Source organism: Pseudoalteromonas sp. M8, from assembly GCF_018141365.1.
In the GTDB taxonomy this organism is placed as follows: domain Bacteria; phylum Pseudomonadota; class Gammaproteobacteria; order Enterobacterales; family Alteromonadaceae; genus Pseudoalteromonas.
This window is the reverse complement of the sequence record NZ_CP047240.1, coordinates 3,553,317-3,570,491: the sequence shown is the minus strand read 5'-3', so window position 1 is coordinate 3,570,491 and position 17,175 is coordinate 3,553,317. Positions and strand designations below refer to the sequence as shown.

At 42.7% G+C, this 17,175-nt stretch carries 16 protein-coding genes; 9 read left to right on the top strand and 7 right to left on the bottom strand.

Features of this window, described 5'->3' with window-relative positions; genetic code table 11:
• Window positions 1-253 precede the first annotated feature (253 nt).
• Window positions 254-844: a glycerol-3-phosphate 1-O-acyltransferase PlsY gene (gene plsY / locus GSF13_RS20850; protein WP_029215929.1), complete on the bottom strand. Its 591-nt coding sequence runs from the start codon at window positions 842-844 to the stop codon at window positions 254-256.
• Between the two features lie 124 nt (window positions 845-968).
• Between plsY and folB the strand changes: the two genes are divergently transcribed.
• The 3 genes from folB to GSF13_RS20835 are packed head-to-tail and all read left to right on the top strand — an operon-like array spanning window position 969 to window position 2,612.
• A complete protein-coding gene (folB, locus tag GSF13_RS20845) occupies window positions 969-1,319 on the top strand; it encodes a dihydroneopterin aldolase (RefSeq protein WP_010607633.1) in 351 nt (116 codons plus the stop codon).
• A gap of 7 nt (window positions 1,320-1,326) precedes the next feature.
• Entirely contained in the window at window positions 1,327-1,815 is a 489-nt protein-coding gene (gene folK, locus GSF13_RS20840; RefSeq protein ID WP_095729838.1) for a 2-amino-4-hydroxy-6-hydroxymethyldihydropteridine diphosphokinase, read from the top strand.
• Window positions 1,812-2,612 carry an undecaprenyl-diphosphate phosphatase gene (locus GSF13_RS20835; protein ID WP_010607635.1) on the top strand — a complete coding sequence of 267 codons (801 nt, stop codon included), beginning with the start codon at window positions 1,812-1,814 and terminating at the stop codon, window positions 2,610-2,612. Before folK ends, GSF13_RS20835 begins: the two co-directional genes overlap by 4 nt.
• A gap of 67 nt (window positions 2,613-2,679) precedes the next feature.
• On the opposite strand, the gene GSF13_RS20830 is transcribed toward GSF13_RS20835, so the two are convergent.
• Complete coding sequence (locus GSF13_RS20830; protein ID WP_174169752.1) at window positions 2,680-3,636, bottom strand: methylenetetrahydrofolate reductase; 957 nt, start codon at window positions 3,634-3,636, stop codon at window positions 2,680-2,682.
• Window positions 3,637-3,906: 270 nt separating this feature from the next.
• On the opposite strand from GSF13_RS20830, the gene GSF13_RS20825 reads away from it, so the two are divergent.
• A complete protein-coding gene (locus tag GSF13_RS20825; protein ID WP_206472120.1) occupies window positions 3,907-6,783 on the top strand; it encodes a pitrilysin family protein in 2,877 nt (958 codons plus the stop codon).
• Window positions 6,784-6,858: 75 nt separating this feature from the next.
• Here GSF13_RS20825 and GSF13_RS20820 read toward each other — a convergent pair whose 3' ends face one another.
• Window positions 6,859-7,266 carry a diacylglycerol kinase gene (locus tag GSF13_RS20820; protein ID WP_010374636.1) on the bottom strand — a complete coding sequence of 136 codons (408 nt, stop codon included), beginning with the start codon at window positions 7,264-7,266 and terminating at the stop codon, window positions 6,859-6,861.
• Window positions 7,267-7,509: 243 nt separating this feature from the next.
• Between GSF13_RS20820 and cysE the strand changes: the two genes are divergently transcribed.
• Window positions 7,510-8,331, top strand: a complete 822-nt coding sequence (cysE, locus tag GSF13_RS20815; protein WP_010607638.1) for a serine O-acetyltransferase — start codon at window positions 7,510-7,512, stop codon at window positions 8,329-8,331.
• Window positions 8,332-8,379: 48 nt separating this feature from the next.
• Here the strand turns inward: cysE and xseA are convergent, their stop codons facing one another.
• Complete coding sequence (gene xseA / locus GSF13_RS20810; RefSeq protein ID WP_174169754.1) at window positions 8,380-9,717, bottom strand: exodeoxyribonuclease VII large subunit; 1,338 nt, start codon at window positions 9,715-9,717, stop codon at window positions 8,380-8,382.
• 131 nt (window positions 9,718-9,848) lie between these two features.
• Here xseA and guaB point away from each other — a divergent pair, with 131 nt between their 5' ends.
• Together guaB and guaA are read left to right on the top strand one after the other, a co-directional pair.
• Window positions 9,849-11,318: an IMP dehydrogenase gene (guaB, locus tag GSF13_RS20805; protein WP_174169755.1), complete on the top strand. Its 1,470-nt coding sequence runs from the start codon at window positions 9,849-9,851 to the stop codon at window positions 11,316-11,318.
• 105 nt (window positions 11,319-11,423) lie between these two features.
• The gene (gene guaA / locus GSF13_RS20800) at window positions 11,424-12,998 is read left to right on the top strand and encodes a glutamine-hydrolyzing GMP synthase (RefSeq protein ID WP_211866979.1); all 1,575 of its coding nucleotides are present in this window, start codon (window positions 11,424-11,426) and stop codon (window positions 12,996-12,998) included.
• A gap of 323 nt (window positions 12,999-13,321) precedes the next feature.
• On the opposite strand, the gene GSF13_RS20795 is transcribed toward guaA, so the two are convergent.
• Together GSF13_RS20795 and GSF13_RS20790 are read right to left on the bottom strand one after the other, a co-directional pair.
• On the bottom strand, window positions 13,322-13,681 hold the full coding sequence (locus GSF13_RS20795) for a hypothetical protein (RefSeq protein ID WP_211866977.1): 360 nt from the start codon (window positions 13,679-13,681) through the stop codon (window positions 13,322-13,324).
• 108 nt (window positions 13,682-13,789) lie between these two features.
• Window positions 13,790-14,857 (bottom strand): hypothetical protein, encoded by a 1,068-nt coding sequence (locus tag GSF13_RS20790; RefSeq protein WP_010605965.1) that lies wholly within the window; start codon window positions 14,855-14,857, stop codon window positions 13,790-13,792.
• A 260-nt stretch (window positions 14,858-15,117) separates the two neighbouring features.
• Here GSF13_RS20790 and GSF13_RS20785 point away from each other — a divergent pair, with 260 nt between their 5' ends.
• Both GSF13_RS20785 and GSF13_RS20780 read left to right on the top strand, forming a co-directional pair.
• Window positions 15,118-15,336, top strand: a complete 219-nt coding sequence (locus GSF13_RS20785) for a hypothetical protein (protein ID WP_211866975.1) — start codon at window positions 15,118-15,120, stop codon at window positions 15,334-15,336.
• A 67-nt stretch (window positions 15,337-15,403) separates the two neighbouring features.
• A complete protein-coding gene (locus GSF13_RS20780) occupies window positions 15,404-16,375 on the top strand; it encodes a transposase (RefSeq protein WP_211866973.1) in 972 nt (323 codons plus the stop codon).
• A 272-nt stretch (window positions 16,376-16,647) separates the two neighbouring features.
• Here GSF13_RS20780 and GSF13_RS20775 read toward each other — a convergent pair whose 3' ends face one another.
• Entirely contained in the window at window positions 16,648-17,016 is a 369-nt protein-coding gene (locus GSF13_RS20775; protein WP_233525181.1) for an Rrf2 family transcriptional regulator, read from the bottom strand.
• Window positions 17,017-17,175 lie beyond the last annotated feature (159 nt).

Genomic DNA, 17,175 nt, shown 5'->3' with positions numbered 1-17,175 from the left:
GATCTTTGCTGTTTGATTTTTGTTCTCCTGAGTGTGTTTTGGTCGCGACGCTCGACTTGCCGCCTAGTAATCTAGGCAAAAGTTGAGCAACAATGAACAAAGCGCACTCAGGTGAACCCAAAGGGCAGCGCTTGATTAGCATTTCTACTGTGTTCTCGCCTGACTCACATAGAATAACTATGCTACGCAGGCTCTGCCTTGTACAAATACCAATCAAACTGCTGCAAAAACAAACTTGAAAGGTAAACAGGCCCTAGTCTTTAGACTTTTTCCCCACCTTGGGCTCTTTACCACTCAAGAGCCTTTTAATATTTGCCCTATGACGAATAATAATCACCACAGTTAAAAAGCTTACCGGCACCGTATAAAGCGGTTTTATCCACCATGTGTAAAGTGGAGCTGCTGCGACTGCGACAATCGCTGCGAGTGAAGAATAGCGTGTTAGCGCTAGCACCACGAGCCACGTACTAATCAATAGCCCACCCAATGACAAGCCGATGGGTAATAGCGCACCAAATGCCGTTGCTACCGCTTTACCACCGTTAAAGTGGAAGAAAATAGGATAAATGTGACCAAGGCATGCGCTTACGGCTATTGCACCTAACCACACAGGTTCTATTTTCAGAAAGTAGGCTCCCCACACCGGGATGGTTCCCTTTAAAATATCGAAGACGAGCACCAGCGCAGCTGGGATCTTTCCTCCCAATCTTAATACATTGGTTGCGCCTGGATTATTAGAACCATTAAAGCGTGGATCTGGTAGATTGAATAACCGACAAACCAGAATCGCTGAGGAAATCGATCCCAATAAATAAGCACATACGCACATTAAACTGATTAACACTGTCTTCCTTATTTTTTATTGCGTTGTTTTGGGCTATGATCGGCGGTCTTAAGTCCTGCACAGATCGCGAATTGCGATTAGAAAATGCGGGTGAATTACAGCGATAAACATGTTTGGAGTTTACATGGATAAAGTCTATATCTCACAGCTACACGTCGAAGCCATAATAGGAGTGTACGACTTTGAAAAAGAAAGTAAACAAAGCCTTTACTTTGATGTTGAGATGTTGACCGATATTAGCGCTGCCGCTCGCCATGACGATATTAGTTTGGCGGTTGATTATGCTAAAGTGAGTGAGCGTATTATTGCGCATACCCAAGCAAAACCAGTTGAGCTATTAGAAACGTTAGTTGAACAGCTTGCCGCAATGATCCTAAATGAATTTAATGTACAACAAGTGCTTATAAAAGTGAGTAAACCTGCTGCCGTGCCACAAGCACAAACGGTTGGTGTAGAAATTGTGCGTAAGAAGTAGAATTATCATGGCACAAATTTTTATCAGTCTCGGCTCAAACATAGAAAAAGAAAAAAACTTGCTGAGTGGCTTGAGCGTATTGATAGAACACTTTCCGGATTTTCAACATTCGAGTGTTTTTGAGAGTGAAGCCGTCGGGTTTGCTGGGAATAATTTCTATAACTCGGTCTTTGCGGCACAAACACAGCTGTCTTTAGACGAAGTGTATAAACTGCTCAAGTCGATAGAATACGATCATGGTCGTCGCTGTAGTGAAAAGAAGTTTAGTCCACGCACTTTAGATCTCGATATTCTCTTTTATGACCACCTTATTTGTTCATCACCCGCTCAGTTGCCTCGGGATGAAATAACCAAAAATGCCTTCGTGCTTCAGCCATTAGCTGAACTAGCTCCTGATTTTATCCATCCTGTTGAGGGTAAAAGCATTGCTCAGTTATGGCAGGAGTATCACAACCCAACTCAAAAATTATGGAAAGTGGAGTTTCCCAAGCAATGAGCTTTATTGAGATTGTCGTCCTTGCAATTATTCAAGGTCTCACTGAATTTTTACCTATTTCGAGTTCTGCCCACTTACTGCTACCTTCACAGGTACTAGGTTGGCAAGATCAGGGTCTTGCCTTTGATGTTGCTGTTCATGTTGGTACTTTGCTGGCTGTCGTTATTTATTTTCGACAAGACATTGTCAGCCTATTGGCAGGATGGTTCAAATCATTCTCAGGTACGCACTCGAAAGAAAGCCGGCTGACTTGGTGTATTGTGGTTGCCACTATTCCATTCGTGATCTTAGCTCCACTGCTTAAGGATATCGTAGAAGTTTATTTACGTAGTGCTTGGGTGATTGCAACATCGACGATAGTATTTGGTTTACTGCTTTGGTATGCCGACGTGAAAGCGAAACAAATCAAAGACGAATTTGCCTTAAACTGGAAAAGCGCATTGATACTGGGGCTTGCGCAAATTACCGCTGTTATTCCCGGCACATCGCGTTCAGGTATTACCATCACCGCAGGTTTATTACTCGGGCTTGATAAGAAAAGTGCGGCGCGCTTTTCGTTTTTAATGTCTATTCCAGTCATTTCGATGATGGGATTGTATTACAGTTTAGAGCTTGCTACCGGCGATGAAGTGGTTGATTGGAATGCGTTATTAAGTGGTGCAGCACTGTCGTTTATCTCAGCTTATGCCTGTATCTTCTTTTTCCTGAAAATCATAGAGCGCATGGGCATGATGCCATTTGTCATTTACCGCTTGCTACTTGGGGTGGGATTAATCGCTTTCTTGAGCCTAAGTTAATCTGGGCTTTGGATAATTCAGCAAGGTTAACAGAAAAGCCAGCTTGATGAAGCTGGCTTAGACTGCATTAAGCAATTTGCTTTTCCGCAAGGCATAATTCCATGGTCGCCTTCAACAGTCGATAAAGGTTTATAGATGCATCTATTTCTTCTTTACGGTTTGTTAAGCTCTCAATATTTAAGCCAAGAGAAATATCTAGATGTGAGCAGCTTTTTAAGATTTGATCTAGATTTTCTCTACAAATACGAATTGACTCACTTAGTGTATTGTCTGCATCTAACATGCGCCATTTGGTTGCTTCTGGTACTGAAATCCCCAGCCACTCCATAAACTGCAAGGTTTTTTCTCCACCACATGGAGTAAAGGTAAGAATAATGCGTTTTGGTGTTTGCCCTTGCTGTTTACAGGTGCGAGCATAGCTCGTAATAAGATCTATGGTTGCTTGAGCGTCATACACTGCTTGGGAAACAAAGAATTGGCAGCCTTGCTCTGTTTTATCAATTAATCTTTCGTGTTCATTACGCTTACTGGCGTGGCGCTCTGCGATAGTTACACCACCTAAGAAAAAGTCATCTTGATGATGCTTCAATACCTTATAGGCTTCAGAAAGCGGCAACTTAATATCGCCTTGTGAAGACGGATTGCCCACTAATACTAGATTGTTTAACCCATATTGCTGTTTTGTGCTGCTTAACCAATCGCCAAAAGCTTCACTATCGCGCTGTGCCACACTTTTATACGTAATTACATCAAGGTGTGATAATTCGCGGATCAACTGACTATATTCACACGGATCAACGGTGTGCTTAAAAGGGAATGGACGTGGTACTTGAGTACGGCTGCTTTCATCTTGAATGTCATAGATGATCACGCCGTCGTATTCAATCTCATGTAAACGGCCCAAAAGCTTAGCGGCAATTGATTTTAGCTGCTCTGGGTCGGTGCCAATCTTAGGTGGTGTGGTACCAATTAAATATACCCCTTGGTTAGGGTCAATGATTTTCTCTTGAAGCGTTAAAGCCATAATCCTCATTCCACAAAAGCATTTCTGTATCTCTTTACTAATATAGCAGCCATTTAGACGTCTAGATAGATTTTTTTAATGAAAGAATTTCAATAATTATGAATTTATCTCAAGTGCTCAAACCAAAATTTCATATTTGTTTACACATTAGGATGGTAAATCACCTTGGAAATTAGCGAATTAGTATGGCTTTGGGGCATAATCAGGAGGTTTACTAACGTAAGTGAACACGACTTACTTAGAATAAAAAATATGATTAGGACCAAATTCATGAAATTCAAATTACTAGCAACCAGCTTTGCCGTAAGCTTAGCGCTTAGTGGCTGCGCAGCGACGAATTCAGACCAAGCCCAACAGTCAGCTGAAAGTACTCAAGCTGCCCAATCCAATAAAGTATTCGCCCAAGATTATGTTTTGGAAGAGCTAGAAAATGGCCTTCGCGTCATGGTAGTTAAAACTAACTATCCTGATGTGGTATCGCTACAGATCCCGGTTTCTGTTGGTTCGCGTAATGAAGTCGAAGCGGGTAAAACCGGCTTCGCTCATTTCTTTGAGCATATGATGTTCAAAGGCTCAGAAAAGTATCCACAAGACGTTTATTCGGACATTTTGAAAAATTCAGGTGTTGATAATCGCGCTTACACGACCAATGACTACACGAACTACCACCTAAATTTCTCGAAGCAGCATTTAGATAAAGTATTAGAAATCGAAGCGGATATCTTTCAGAACCTGACTTACAGTGAAGAACAGTTTCGTACTGAAGCACTAACCGTGAAAGGTGAATACCTTAAAAATAATGCCAGCCCAGTTCGAAAACTGCTTTCTGCGGTAAGAAAAGAAGCATTTGATAAACATACCTATAAACACACAACGATGGGCTTTTTTGAAGACATCGAAGCAATGCCAGATCAAATGGCCTATGGTAAAACCTTCTTTGAACGTTTTTACAAGCCAGAATACGTATCGCTTGTCATTGTGGGTGACGTAGATCCAAAAGAAACCATGGCTATGGTGAAAAAGCACTGGGGTAATTGGAAAAAGGGTGATTATCAAGCTGATATTCCAGTTGAGCCTAAACAAGAGAAAGCACGTTACGTCCATGAAAAATATGATGGCTTACCTGGTCACTGGTTGCTTGTTTCATATAAAGGCACTGCATGGGAGCCTGCGAAAAAAGACCGAGCTGCGCTTGATTTGATCTCGCAGTTATACTTCTCTCAAAACTCTGAGTTATATCAAGAGCTGGTGGTAGACAAACAGCTTGCAAGCCAAATGTTTACCTACAACCCTGAAACCAAAGACCCTGGTCTTCTGCATGTTTTCGTTAAAGTTGAAGATGAAAAAGATCTGGCGACAGTGCGTGATGCAATCAATAACACTTACGCAAAAGCACGCACAGAGCTGGTAGATGAAAATAAACTTGCTGCACTTAAATCAAACCTAAAGTACAGCTTTATTAACGGCCTTGACTCATCACAATCTATTGCTTCGACACTCGCAAGCTACATGCATTTTGAGCGTGACCCTGAAGTGGTGAATGCGCTTTATGCAAGTGCAGATAAAGTCACTGCGAAAGACATTCGTGATATTGCCAATAAATACTTTGTGGACAGCAGCCGCACAACGGTGACTATGTCTGCACTTGAGTCTGTGCCTGGTTTTGATAAGGAAGTTAACTTAGACAAGTTAGTGGCAAAAATGGACAAGCCAGTAACGCGTCATTTCAACGTATTAGACAAGACCAATAATTCACCGCTGGTGGATGTGAACTTTCTTTTTTACACAGGTGCTGCCGCAGATCCTGCAGGTAAAAAAGGTCTTGCTGCGCTTACTGCGGCTATGATTGCCAATGGTGGAAGTGAGTCGCAATCATACAAAGAAATTCAAAAGGCGCTGTATCCTATTGCTGGTAGCTTCGGTTATCAAATCGATAAAGAAATGATTTCTTTACGTGGTCGTATTCATAAAGATAACGCTGATCAATGGTATGGCATTGTGAGTCAGCAGCTTTTGAGCCCAGGGTTCAGAGAAGATGATTTTAAACGTCTGAAAAAAGAGCTAATCGACGGCATTAAGGCTGGTTTGAAAGCGTCAAATGATGAAGAACTAGGTAAAGAAGTGCTTTATCACGAGCTGTACAAAGGCCACCCATACGAAAGCTATAACTTTGGTGATTTATCAGACTTAGAAGCAATCACACTGGATGACGTTAAGGCTTTTTACGCTCAGCAATTTACTCAAGCTAAACTTAACGTGGGTATCACAGGTGCACTCGATAAACAGCTAAAAGAAACGATGTTTAACGATCTTGCGGCTTTACCTAAAGGCGAAGAAGCGCGTTTACAAGTGCCTGATGCCCCTAAACTGTCTGGCCATCACGCAACCATCGTAGAAAAGAATGCAAAATCAACAGCGGTGTCTTTTGGTTTCCCAATCGACACGGTTCGTAGCAGCAAAGACTGGGCTGCGCTTTGGTTAGTGCGTTCATACTTTGGTGAGCACCGCAGTTCAAACAGCCACTTGTACCAGCGTATCCGTCAGGTACGTGGTATGAACTATGGTGATTATGCATATATCGAATACTTCCCTCGTGGTATGTTCCAAACTAAGCCGGATGCAAACTTAGGTCGTAGTGAGCAAATTTTCCAAGTGTGGTTACGCCCACTTCGTTCTAATAACGATGCCCATTTTGCAACGCGTACTGCATTGTTTGAACTCGATAAGCTGATCAAAGAAGGGATGAGCCAAGCAGACTTTGAAGCAACACGTAACTTCTTAATCAACTTTGTGCCGCAAATGGTGGCGAGCCAAGATAGACAGCTAGGTTATGCACTTGATAGCCAGTTCTACAACACCGATGAGTTTGTTGCCTATGTGACAAAGCAGCTAGCGTCGCTGTCTGTTGAAGATATCAATCGCGTTATCAAAGAGAACTTGCAGACCGAAGATATTCACTATGTGTTTATCACTGGTGATGCAAAAGATATGGCGAAGCGCCTAAGTGCTGAGCAGCCATCTCCTATGACTTATAACACGAAAAAGCCTGATGTATTGCTGGCAGAAGATGCTGAAATTGCTACATACCCGCTAAATATTCCAAGTAAGAATATTAAAACGTTGGATGTAGAAAAAGTGTTTGAATAACGATTATTCAGCTTAATAAAAAATGGCGGCTAAAAATTTAGCCGCCATTTTTTTGTATCAAAACCACGCGTAATTTTAGGTTATGGTGTTGAACCACTCCACTGCGGCAGCTATCCAAATTAACGAGCTAATTAATAATGTCAGCGTAACGGCCGCTGATGCCATATCTTTTGCACGACCAGATAGTAAGTGATGCTCGGTACTCACTCGATCTGTCAGCGCTTCGATTGCCGAGTTGATAAGTTCTATGACTAATATCAACAGTACACTACCGACCAATAAGGCCCACTGAGCAATACTTTGCGCCAATATGATTGATAAAGGAAGACTTGCCACCAGTAACCACGTTTCTTGTCTAAATGCCGACTCTTCTTTATAAGCCGCTTTCATTCCTTTCGCCGAGCAATGCGTTGCTTTGATTATCCGCGCAAGCCCTGTGCCATTTGGTTTGTTGGTATCCGTTGTCTTGATCTTTATCGACATATTAGCGATCCCGCGTTGGTAGTATTCAATGGGGCGTTATTATACGAAGATCTACTCAGTTCGACAGTGCTAAATTGTAAGAATCTTTGGTCCAGCTGAGGGTATTTAAAACCAGGCTAAAATATGTTGGTTGGTTATTAGATATAACCAAGTGTTTGAAGCCTGATTTTTTATAATACATGACACTCAATGACTCTAAGCGTTACACTATGAGAAGTATCAGTATTATCGGAAGTTCGTCACATGAGACATGAGATTTGGAATAAGTTACGCGAAGAAGCCAATGAGTTGGTTGCTCGCGAACCATTGCTTGCTAGTCACGTTTACTCGAGTATTTTAAATCACGAGTGTCTTGGTTCTGCATTAAGCTTTATCGTTGCAAATAAGTTGGCGGATGCTGTGGTGTCAGCATTTACAATCCGCGAGCTGTTTGATCAGGCCTTTGTGCACTGCGATACTATGCTGACTCATGTTGCACATGATATAAAAGCTGTTAAAGATCGTGACCCAGCTGCCGATAGTTATCTCAACGTAATTTTAAATCTGAAAGGTTTTCATGCAATCCAAGCACATCGATTGGCATACTGCTTATGGCGTCAAGACAGAAAAGAGCTGGCTCGCTTTATACAGAGCAGAACCTCTGAAGTATTCGGTGTTGACATCCATCCTGCTTGTAAAGTCGGTCATGGTATTATGTTTGACCATGCGACTGGTATAGTCATTGGTGAAACAGCGGTTATTGAAGATAATGTTTCTATTCTGCAATCAGTCACACTTGGTGGTACGGGTAACGAGCAGGGTGACCGTCACCCGAAAATCCGCGCCGGTGTATTGATTGGTGCTGGTGCCAAAGTACTTGGCAACATTGAAGTAGGAGAGGGCGCTCGAATTGGGGCTGGTTCTGTTGTACTCAGCCCTGTAGCACCGCACACTACGGTAGTGGGGATCCCTGCTAAGGTGGTTGGTAAGCCATCATGCCCATGTCCTGCAGAGAGTATGAACCAAAACTTCCTAGAAGACGATGATAGGCTCGAAAATGAGTCTATCACTTCTGCGATGTTGTAGGTTATTAGATTAAAAATGGGGAAATCACTTCCCCATTTTTATGTCCGCTTACTGGGTTGCTTTGACCATAGACACCACCTCCCCATCAGCCAGTTGCGTAATTATCGGCTTTTCTGGGTCGACATCCGCCACTGACTTAATCACGTTATCTTCCTGCTTGGCAATACTATAGCCCCGAGCTAATACCGCCAGTGGGCTGACACTGTCTAGTTTTGCGCTTGATACCGCGAGTTGATGTCTTTGTGTATTAAGCTTTTGCTCCATTGCATACTGCAACTTATCACTGAGTTGTGCGACTAATTGCTTGAACTGGGCGATCCTTTGCTCTGGATGTAATCGATCAAATCTATGCTGCAACAGATGGAATTGCGATTGCTTTTGACGTAAGTGATGGGCTTGGGCACGAATTAATCGCTGCTCCAATTCATCAACTCGCTGTGTTTGCTGCATAAGTTGATTCTTAGGGTGTTGTAGCTGCAGTCGGGCTTCAAAGTTTGCTAATCGCTGTGATGCACCTTCAAGGCGACGTTTAAAAGCCTGATTGAGATATTGTAGCAACTGTGAAGTACGCTGTTTTAGCGCTTCTGAGTCTGGGCTCACTAATTCGGCAGCCGCCGATGGGGTTGGTGCTCTTACATCTGCAACATAGTCGGAAATGGTAGTATCTATTTCATGGCCGACTGCGCTTATCACCGGAATTGAGCTGGCAAAAATGGCCCTTGCGACGGGCTCCTCGTTAAAGCTCCATAAGTCTTCTAATGAGCCGCCACCTCTGCCAACGATCAATACGTCTACCTCGCGTCTAGCATTCGCCTGAGCGATTTGTTTGCAAATCTGCTGCTTGGCTTCATCGCCTTGCACTAGAGCTGGGTAAATTACAACTTGTAACTGTGGGGCACGACGTTTGAGTACAGTCAAAATATCCTTGATGGCAGCGCCAGTCGCTGAGGTGACGACCCCCACGCGATTAATGACACTTGGCAAAGGCTTTTTGTGACTAGCCGAAAACAGGCCTTCTGCGGCCAGCTGCATTTTAAGGGCGTCAAACTGTTGCTTGAGCAAGCCTTCACCAGCTGGGACCATTTGCTCGACTATCAATTGATAGTCGCCTCGCGGTTCATACACTGACACTCTAGCTTGTACCATTACCTGCTGACCGTTGGCAGGGCGGTGGTTACAGTATCGATTATTACCTCGCCACATGGCCGCTTTTATCTGTGCTTTGTCATCTTTTAGAGAAAAATACCAATGCCCTGAGGCCGGAGCAACAAAGTTTGAAATTTCTCCGGTGAGTTGTACAGAGGCAAAACCTTGCTCTAAGAGCGAGCGTATTTCTCTGTTAAGTCTTGATACAGAATAGGTTTTATTATTATTGGGGTATCCCATGTTGGCCTCCATAAAAAATTCACAGTCACTTTATCACATTTTTTGCTAAATTTTATTTACTCCCATAAGGAACGCTGATAAAATTCGCACGCAATTCCTTATACTCAGTTCACTTGAGAGAAGCCGCGAACATGCTAAGAATTGCAAAAGAAGCCCTTACCTTTGACGACGTACTTTTAGTACCAGCTCATTCAACTGTTCTTCCTCACACAGCAAACCTGAAAACGCGTTTGACTCGTGGGATTGAATTAAACTTACCGCTTGTTTCCGCTTCAATGGATACAGTGACAGAAGCGCGCTTAGCGATCGCTCTGGCACAAGAAGGTGGTATTGGTTTTATCCACAAAAACATGACTATCGAAGAGCAAGCTCGCAACGTGCGTAAAGTTAAGACGTATGAAGCGGGTATTATCTCTTTCCCTGTGACGGTTACTTCTGATCTTACGATTGCAGAAGCAATGGAGCTTGCACAGGACAAAGGGTTTTCAGGTTTCCCGGTTGTTGGTGCAAACAACCAACTTGAAGGCATCGTGACTAGCCGTGATATGCGTTTCGAAACTAAGCTAGAAAAAGCAGTTTCAACGGTAATGACTAAGAAAGATGACTTAGTGACAGTAAAAGAAGGCGCATCTCGTGAAGAGATCCTTGGCCTCATGCACGAACACCGTATCGAAAAAATCTTAGTGGTTGATGACGCATTTGCACTAAAAGGCATGATCACCGTTAAGGATTACCAAAAAGCGCAAGATAAACCAAACGCGTGTAAAGATGAGCAAGGCCGTCTTCGTGTTGGTGCTGCTGTTGGTGTTGGTGCTGGCACTGATGAGCGTATTGCTGCTTTGGTTGAAGCGGGTGTTGATGTACTACTAATCGATACTTCTCACGGCCATTCTCAAGGTGTTATTGACCGCGTTAAAGCCACGCGCGAAACTTATCCAGAGCTACAAATCGTTGCTGGTAACGTCGCAACTTCAGAAGGTGCAATTGCATTGGCTGATGCTGGTGCAGATGCCGTTAAAGTGGGTATTGGCCCAGGTTCTATCTGTACTACTCGTATCGTGACTGGTTGTGGTGTACCACAAATTACTGCTATCTCTGATGCAGTAGAAGGCCTAAAAGGTCGTGATATTCCAGTGATTGCCGACGGCGGTATCCGTTTCTCTGGTGATATCGTAAAAGCGCTAGTTGCTGGTGCTGCATGTGTAATGGTGGGGTCTATGCTAGCGGGTACTGAAGAGTCTCCTGGTGAAGTTGAACTATACCAAGGCCGTTACTACAAGTCTTACCGTGGTATGGGTTCTCTTGGTGCGATGAATCAAAAAGAAGGTTCGTCTGACCGTTACTTCCAGAAGAGCGATGCTGCTGACAAACTAGTACCTGAAGGTATCGAAGGTCGCGTAGCATACAAAGGACCAATCGCAACGATTATCCATCAGCAAATCGGTGGTATTCGCAGTGCAATGGGTCTAACAGGTTGTGCAACCATCACTGAATTAAATACTAAGCCGCAGTTTGTACGTGTGACTTCTGCGGGTATGGGTGAGTCTCACGTACATGACGTGCAGATCACCAAAGAGGCGCCTAACTACCGTATGGGTTAAGCCTCAAGGCGTGTTTCTGGGCTAGCAAGTTGCTAGCCCTTATTACTTTTGATAGAGGCGCAATGCGGCTTTATCCTGTTTAGTTCCTAACTAACGAGATTATCAATGAGCAAAGATATCCACGATTCCCGAATTTTGATCTTAGACTTTGGTTCGCAATACACTCAGCTAATTGCACGTCGTGTACGTGAAATTGGTGTTTACTGTGAACTTTGGGCTTGGGATGTGACAGAAGAGCAAATCCGTGAGTTCAACCCTCAAGGTATCATTCTATCAGGTGGCCCAGAGTCAACGACGCTTGAAGGTAGCCCAAAAGCACCAGATTATGTATTCGAAGCAGGCGTGCCTGTACTGGGTATCTGTTATGGTATGCAGACGATGGCAATGCAGCTTGGTGGTCAGGTACATAGCTCAGATAAAAAAGAATTCGGCTACGCAAAAGTAGAGAAAGTAGGCGACTGTAAGCTATTTGAAGCGATTGAAGATCACATCGAAGATGGTGCTGGTTACCTAGACGTGTGGATGAGCCATGGCGATAAAGTTGCTAAAATTCCAGATACATTCAAAACTTCAGCGAGAACGGATACTTGTCCTCATGCGGCAATGTCTTGGGAAGAAAAGCGCTTCTACGGTGTACAGTTTCACCCAGAAGTAACGCATACTCAGCAAGGTTTGCGTTTACTAGAGCGTTTTGCAATTGATATCTGTGGTTGTGAAAAACTATGGACGCCTGAGCAAATCATTGAAGATGCAATTGAGCGTATCAAAGAGAAAGTAGGGGATGATGAAGTTATCCTTGGGTTATCTGGTGGTGTTGATTCATCAGTGGTTGCAATGCTTATTCACCGTGCGATTGGCGATAAGCTAACCTGTGTATTTGTTGATAATGGCCTACTACGCTTGAATGAAGGCCAGCAAGTAATGGATATGTTCGGTGATAAGTTTGGTCTGAACATCATCAAGGTAGAAGCTGAAGAGCGTTTCCTTAATGCGCTTAACGGCTTAAACGACCCAGAAGACAAACGTAAAGCAATCGGTCACACCTTTATTGATGTATTTGATGAGCAAGCAAGCCAACGTGTGAATGCAAAATGGTTAGCACAAGGTACAATTTACCCTGATGTTATCGAATCGGCAGCATCAAAAACCGGTAAAGCGCACGTGATCAAATCTCACCACAACGTGGGTGGATTACCTGAAGATATGGAGCTTGGTCTGGTTGAGCCACTACGTGAACTATTTAAAGACGAAGTTCGCAAGATTGGTCTAGAGCTTGGCCTACCATATGACATGCTTTATCGTCACCCGTTCCCAGGTCCAGGTCTTGGTGTTCGTGTACTTGGTGAAATCAAGAAAGAATACTGTGACTTACTGCGCCGTGCTGACGCTATCTTCATTGAAGAGCTACATAAAGCGGATCTATACCACAAAGTGTCTCAGGCATTCGCCGTGTTCCTACCAGTACGCTCTGTTGGCGTGATGGGCGATGCACGTAAATACGATTGGGTGATCTCACTACGTTGTGTTGAAACTATCGACTTTATGACAGCACGTTGGTCGCATTTACCATACGAGCTACTAGGCCACGTTTCAAACCGTATCATCAACGAAATTGATGGTATTTCTCGCGTGGTTTACGATGTATCAGGTAAGCCGCCAGCGACAATCGAGTGGGAATAAACTTGGTTGTAAAAACCTAACCTAGCTTTCGTTAGATTAATAAAAGGCCAGCCAGTATTTCTGACTGGCCTTTTTTATGAATTTTTACTTTCCTAAAAAACCTTGCGGAGGTATTTGGTTTCTTCGCAGTGATGTTTATAGTGATGCTGGCCTGCTATTTTTTGGGCTGTGACTAAATAGCACCAGACCGCATTTTCATATACATCAAACCGGTTATGTTGAGGCTGTAACTTGTTTTTGGGCAGAAACAATTAATTAAGAGCCGAAGGATATCTCTGTGTCAGAAGCGGACGGTGGTAACGTCCCGTAGCTTTATTGGCTTGTTATACGTTTAATATATTTGGCTTCCATCCCGATACCTCACTAAATGAAATACCATTAATGTTTTCCTTTTCAACAAAGATTTCATCAGTATTAAAATCATTAATCAGAATTGCGCCATTACCGTTTATATAAATCCGATGCCCAATCAAAGGAATATACAACCCTTTCTCTCCATATTCTTGCACCGTTTTTTCGGTGACTTCTGAGATGACCATTTTCTTTTTATCAGTTGGAGCATGTTTGTCTTCGATACTTTTAAGTAACTCAGACATCAAATCTCTCGCCCCTTTAGCTGTAGATTCTCCCTCACTCTCTTGTAGTTTGATTCTAAATAATTCTAGCCTTTCACTCTTTCCCATAATGAGTCCTCTCTATACGTATAACGCCACCGCTCACAGGCAGAATTGCGAGCGGTAGCGATTAATTATGTCCTTGTGTAGCGGATTGTTAGCAATGGACTTGCCAAATTACTTATTGGTTTTTCCTGAAAACATTTTGCTGATTTCACCAAGTGTTTTTATAGCAATGGTATCTGACGCCTTTCCTGATTTGTCTTCTTCGCTAGCAAAAGCATTATAGATTGTGACACTGTTTTTTGAAGTGTCGTCCGTGGAGCTATTAGCGATAACCTGACTTAAATTGATTATCGTAAGCTTTCTAATAAACAGCAAATCTGTACCGAGTGCTTTTAGAAAATATAAACCAATCGATACTATTAGCATGGTTATCATAACTTTTTGAAGAACCACAGACGCATAAATATATTCATCACTGCGAAGTCTTTTGACAATTTTCAATATTCTATTGTTTAGGTCATTTAACTGCGCATCAAATGAGATGACAGTCTTATCGATTTCAACTAAATCCATGTCCAGCAAGTTGAGATATTTCTTTTCGATTAATGTGCTTATTTCTTTATCTGATTTAACAAATTTTACAATTTCAGATACCACATCCTCATCATCACTAATTAGGTAGAACTCGCCTTTGTTGCGAGCTATTTTTTCAATGACATCGGGTGAAAATACTATATCGCCGGAATATACCAAGGTGTCGGTATCGCGAATATTACTTGAACGGCCAAATCCGTTATATGAGAAGGATATGGGTATACTTTTAAGACCCCCAATCACTTCAAATTCATTTAATCTCCTTGACAGTCTTCTCTCTGACATAATGAGTGAAATATTGTCTGTGCTATCTTTTAGAAGGGAATTTTTGAAATCTTTTGCTCGATTTAGATCGCTCGTTGCCTGTGCTTTATCCGACTTTAGCTGGGCTATTTGGTTGCTAAAATTAACAAGCTCTTTTACGCCTTCATCATCTTCGATGGTCTTGAAACTAAGAGCGCTATGTAAAAAATCTGGATTCGTAATTATCAAATATACAGATCCAATAGTAAGTATGAGAATTATTGCATATGCATATACTCGCTTTGTTGCTAACCGAGAAGCACTGCGAATTGTTTCAAGAATATCAGTGCCACGACTTTGGTTTTCATCAACTGACTTTTTTGTTTCCTCGTCACCAGCCATTATTATCTTCCTCTAAAATATTCTTGCGTTCTTTGTTATTGCTAACGCTCGGCTCAGGCGCAACCAGCCAGAGTGGGATTTATGCTAAAATTGGCGCTTGCGCCATTGGCACAAATGATGCAGCGGTTGGTTGTCGCTTGGAGCCGTTTGTGTACGCCCGACATGGGCATTGACTTATGAGGTGAAAGTCCTCTGTAGGAAGAACACCGTTTAAATAACATACTGTTATTTAACGATTGATGCAAATCGCGCACCCACTGATGCAAATCGTGCAAATCGTGCAAATCGCACAAATCGCAGACGCACAAATCGCAGACGCACAAATCGCAGACGCACAAATCGCAGACGCACAAATCGCAGACGCACAAATCGCAGACGCACAAATCGCAGACGCACAAATCGCAGACGCACAAATCGCAGACGCACAAATCGCAGACGCACAAATCGCAGACGCACAAATCGCAGACACCCATCACTAATTTGCACCTTCCTAAGATACCGCCTACGCTTTAATTCTGCACTCAAAGGATTTGAGGAAACCAAACTATGGCTACTGCTCGTAAAAAACAAATTAGTTTAACCGACACCAAATATTATCACTGTATCTCCCGCTGCGTAAGGCGCGCCTTTCTGTGCGGTGAAGATAAATTTACTGGAAAATCATACGAACACCGCCGGGATTGGGTTGAAGAAAAGCTCCTGATCTTAGGGTCTGTGTTTTGTATTGATGTCTGTGCTTATGCCGTGATGAGTAATCACACCCACATTGTTTTATATGTTGATGATAAAAAGGCTAAGCGCCTGTCTGATGAAGCGATTGTTATTCGATGGCACAAGTTGTTTAAAGGCAATTGGGTAAGCCAAAAATTTACTGAAGGTGAGCCACTCAATGAGTCGGAGCAATTGATACTCGATGAGCATGTCGCCAAATACAGAGAAAGGCTCGCAGATATTAGCTGGTTCATGCGAGTACTCAACGAAGACATCGCCCGCCGAGCAAATAAAGAAGATAATTGTACAGGCCGATTTTGGGAAGGACGATTCAAATCCCAAGCATTACTGGATGAGGCAGCACTGGCTGCTTGTCTAGCCTACGTAGACCTAAACCCCATTAGAGCCAAAATCGCCGTAACGCCTGAAACCTCAGACTACACCAGCATCAAAAAGCGCATCGACCACGCTAAGCTGGGCAAACAACCAAAAAGCCTACTACGCTTTGCTGGTAGCCCGCGAAAACATATGCCCAAAGGCCTACCTTTTGAACTCAAGTCCTATATTGAATTAGTTGAACTCACAGGCCAATGTATTCGCGCCGACAAGCGAGGCTATATTAACGAAGCACAACCCATTCTCACTCGATTAAATATAGAACCAGAGAACTGGATAAAACTCACCACGCAATTTTCACAGGTATTCCACGGTGCAGTTGGTCGAGAGCGAACAATAACCGCTTACTGCGAAACACTGCAAAAACGACGACGGACAAACCTAACAAACTGCGAGCGCTTGTTGGCTTAGCAAAACTCGCATTCTCAATTCTAGAATTTCTTACTGTTGTATTTGCAGCGCATTGTCATGCGCGATATCCCTGTTTTGGTGAAGAGATACGCCTGAGCGCTAAAAATTAGTCTATCGATGAACGTTTTTAACCAAAGTGATTGAAGTAATTTTATACTTCACTTCCTCCGCTTGGAGGTTAATAGTGATGGGGGTCACTTATTTTTACTTCCTTATTTTGTGCTTATTTTGTGTCACTTATTTTTGTGCTCGAATCAAATGCTAGGACTTTGTCAACCATTTGAAATAGGTGGTAGCAGTGACTCAATATCAACTTCTCTGAAGCGTTCAAACAACACTTTTTCTGCTTCTTGCATGGAGTCTGCTAGCGCAGTATTTACAGCTTTTTCAATCAAGCAATTTTGGTATTCATCGGACAAGGCAATAGTAAATAATGTCTTTTCACCTAATAAGTTATAGATATCAAATAGTGTAATCTCGGATAGCTCAGTTGATAACCTCCACCCTCCATGGTGGCCTTTTTCTGAGTTAACATAACCAACTCTCTTCAATAGAGCCATAATTCGCCTTACGACAACGGGATTGGCTCCCAAAACCAGCCCCAACTCTTCAGATGTTATTGCTCGATTAATCAGTTTCATATGTATTAATGCATGAAGAATCCTAGATAACCTGCTGTCCTTTCTCATAATGTGACCATCATTCTTAAAATTTAATTATATTATCATGAAACGATAAAAGTTGCATGAGTTGATTAGCCCCACTCACTCATGTAACATTTATTGTTACTTATGTTGATA

What these genes read in the sequence shown, in the direction of transcription:
- folB (WP_010607633.1), top strand. Translation starts at nt 969, where the DNA reads ATGGATAAAGTCTATATCTCACAGCTACACGTCGAAGCCATAATAGGA.
- folK (WP_095729838.1), top strand. Translation starts at nt 1,327, where the DNA reads ATGGCACAAATTTTTATCAGTCTCGGCTCAAACATAGAAAAAGAAAAA.
- GSF13_RS20835 (WP_010607635.1), top strand. Translation starts at nt 1,812, where the DNA reads ATGAGCTTTATTGAGATTGTCGTCCTTGCAATTATTCAAGGTCTCACT.
- GSF13_RS20830 (WP_174169752.1), bottom strand. Translation starts at nt 3,636, where the DNA reads ATGGCTTTAACGCTTCAAGAGAAAATCATTGACCCTAACCAAGGGGTA.
- GSF13_RS20825 (WP_206472120.1), top strand. Translation starts at nt 3,907, where the DNA reads ATGAAATTCAAATTACTAGCAACCAGCTTTGCCGTAAGCTTAGCGCTT.
- GSF13_RS20820 (WP_010374636.1), bottom strand. Translation starts at nt 7,266, where the DNA reads ATGTCGATAAAGATCAAGACAACGGATACCAACAAACCAAATGGCACA.
- cysE (WP_010607638.1), top strand. Translation starts at nt 7,510, where the DNA reads ATGAGACATGAGATTTGGAATAAGTTACGCGAAGAAGCCAATGAGTTG.
- xseA (WP_174169754.1), bottom strand. Translation starts at nt 9,717, where the DNA reads ATGGGATACCCCAATAATAATAAAACCTATTCTGTATCAAGACTTAAC.
- guaB (WP_174169755.1), top strand. Translation starts at nt 9,849, where the DNA reads ATGCTAAGAATTGCAAAAGAAGCCCTTACCTTTGACGACGTACTTTTA.
- guaA (WP_211866979.1), top strand. Translation starts at nt 11,424, where the DNA reads ATGAGCAAAGATATCCACGATTCCCGAATTTTGATCTTAGACTTTGGT.
- GSF13_RS20795 (WP_211866977.1), bottom strand. Translation starts at nt 13,681, where the DNA reads ATGGGAAAGAGTGAAAGGCTAGAATTATTTAGAATCAAACTACAAGAG.
- GSF13_RS20790 (WP_010605965.1), bottom strand. Translation starts at nt 14,857, where the DNA reads ATGGCTGGTGACGAGGAAACAAAAAAGTCAGTTGATGAAAACCAAAGT.
- GSF13_RS20785 (WP_211866975.1), top strand. Translation starts at nt 15,118, where the DNA reads ATGCAAATCGTGCAAATCGTGCAAATCGCACAAATCGCAGACGCACAA.
- GSF13_RS20780 (WP_211866973.1), top strand. Translation starts at nt 15,404, where the DNA reads ATGGCTACTGCTCGTAAAAAACAAATTAGTTTAACCGACACCAAATAT.
- GSF13_RS20775 (WP_233525181.1), bottom strand. Translation starts at nt 17,016, where the DNA reads ATGAAACTGATTAATCGAGCAATAACATCTGAAGAGTTGGGGCTGGTT.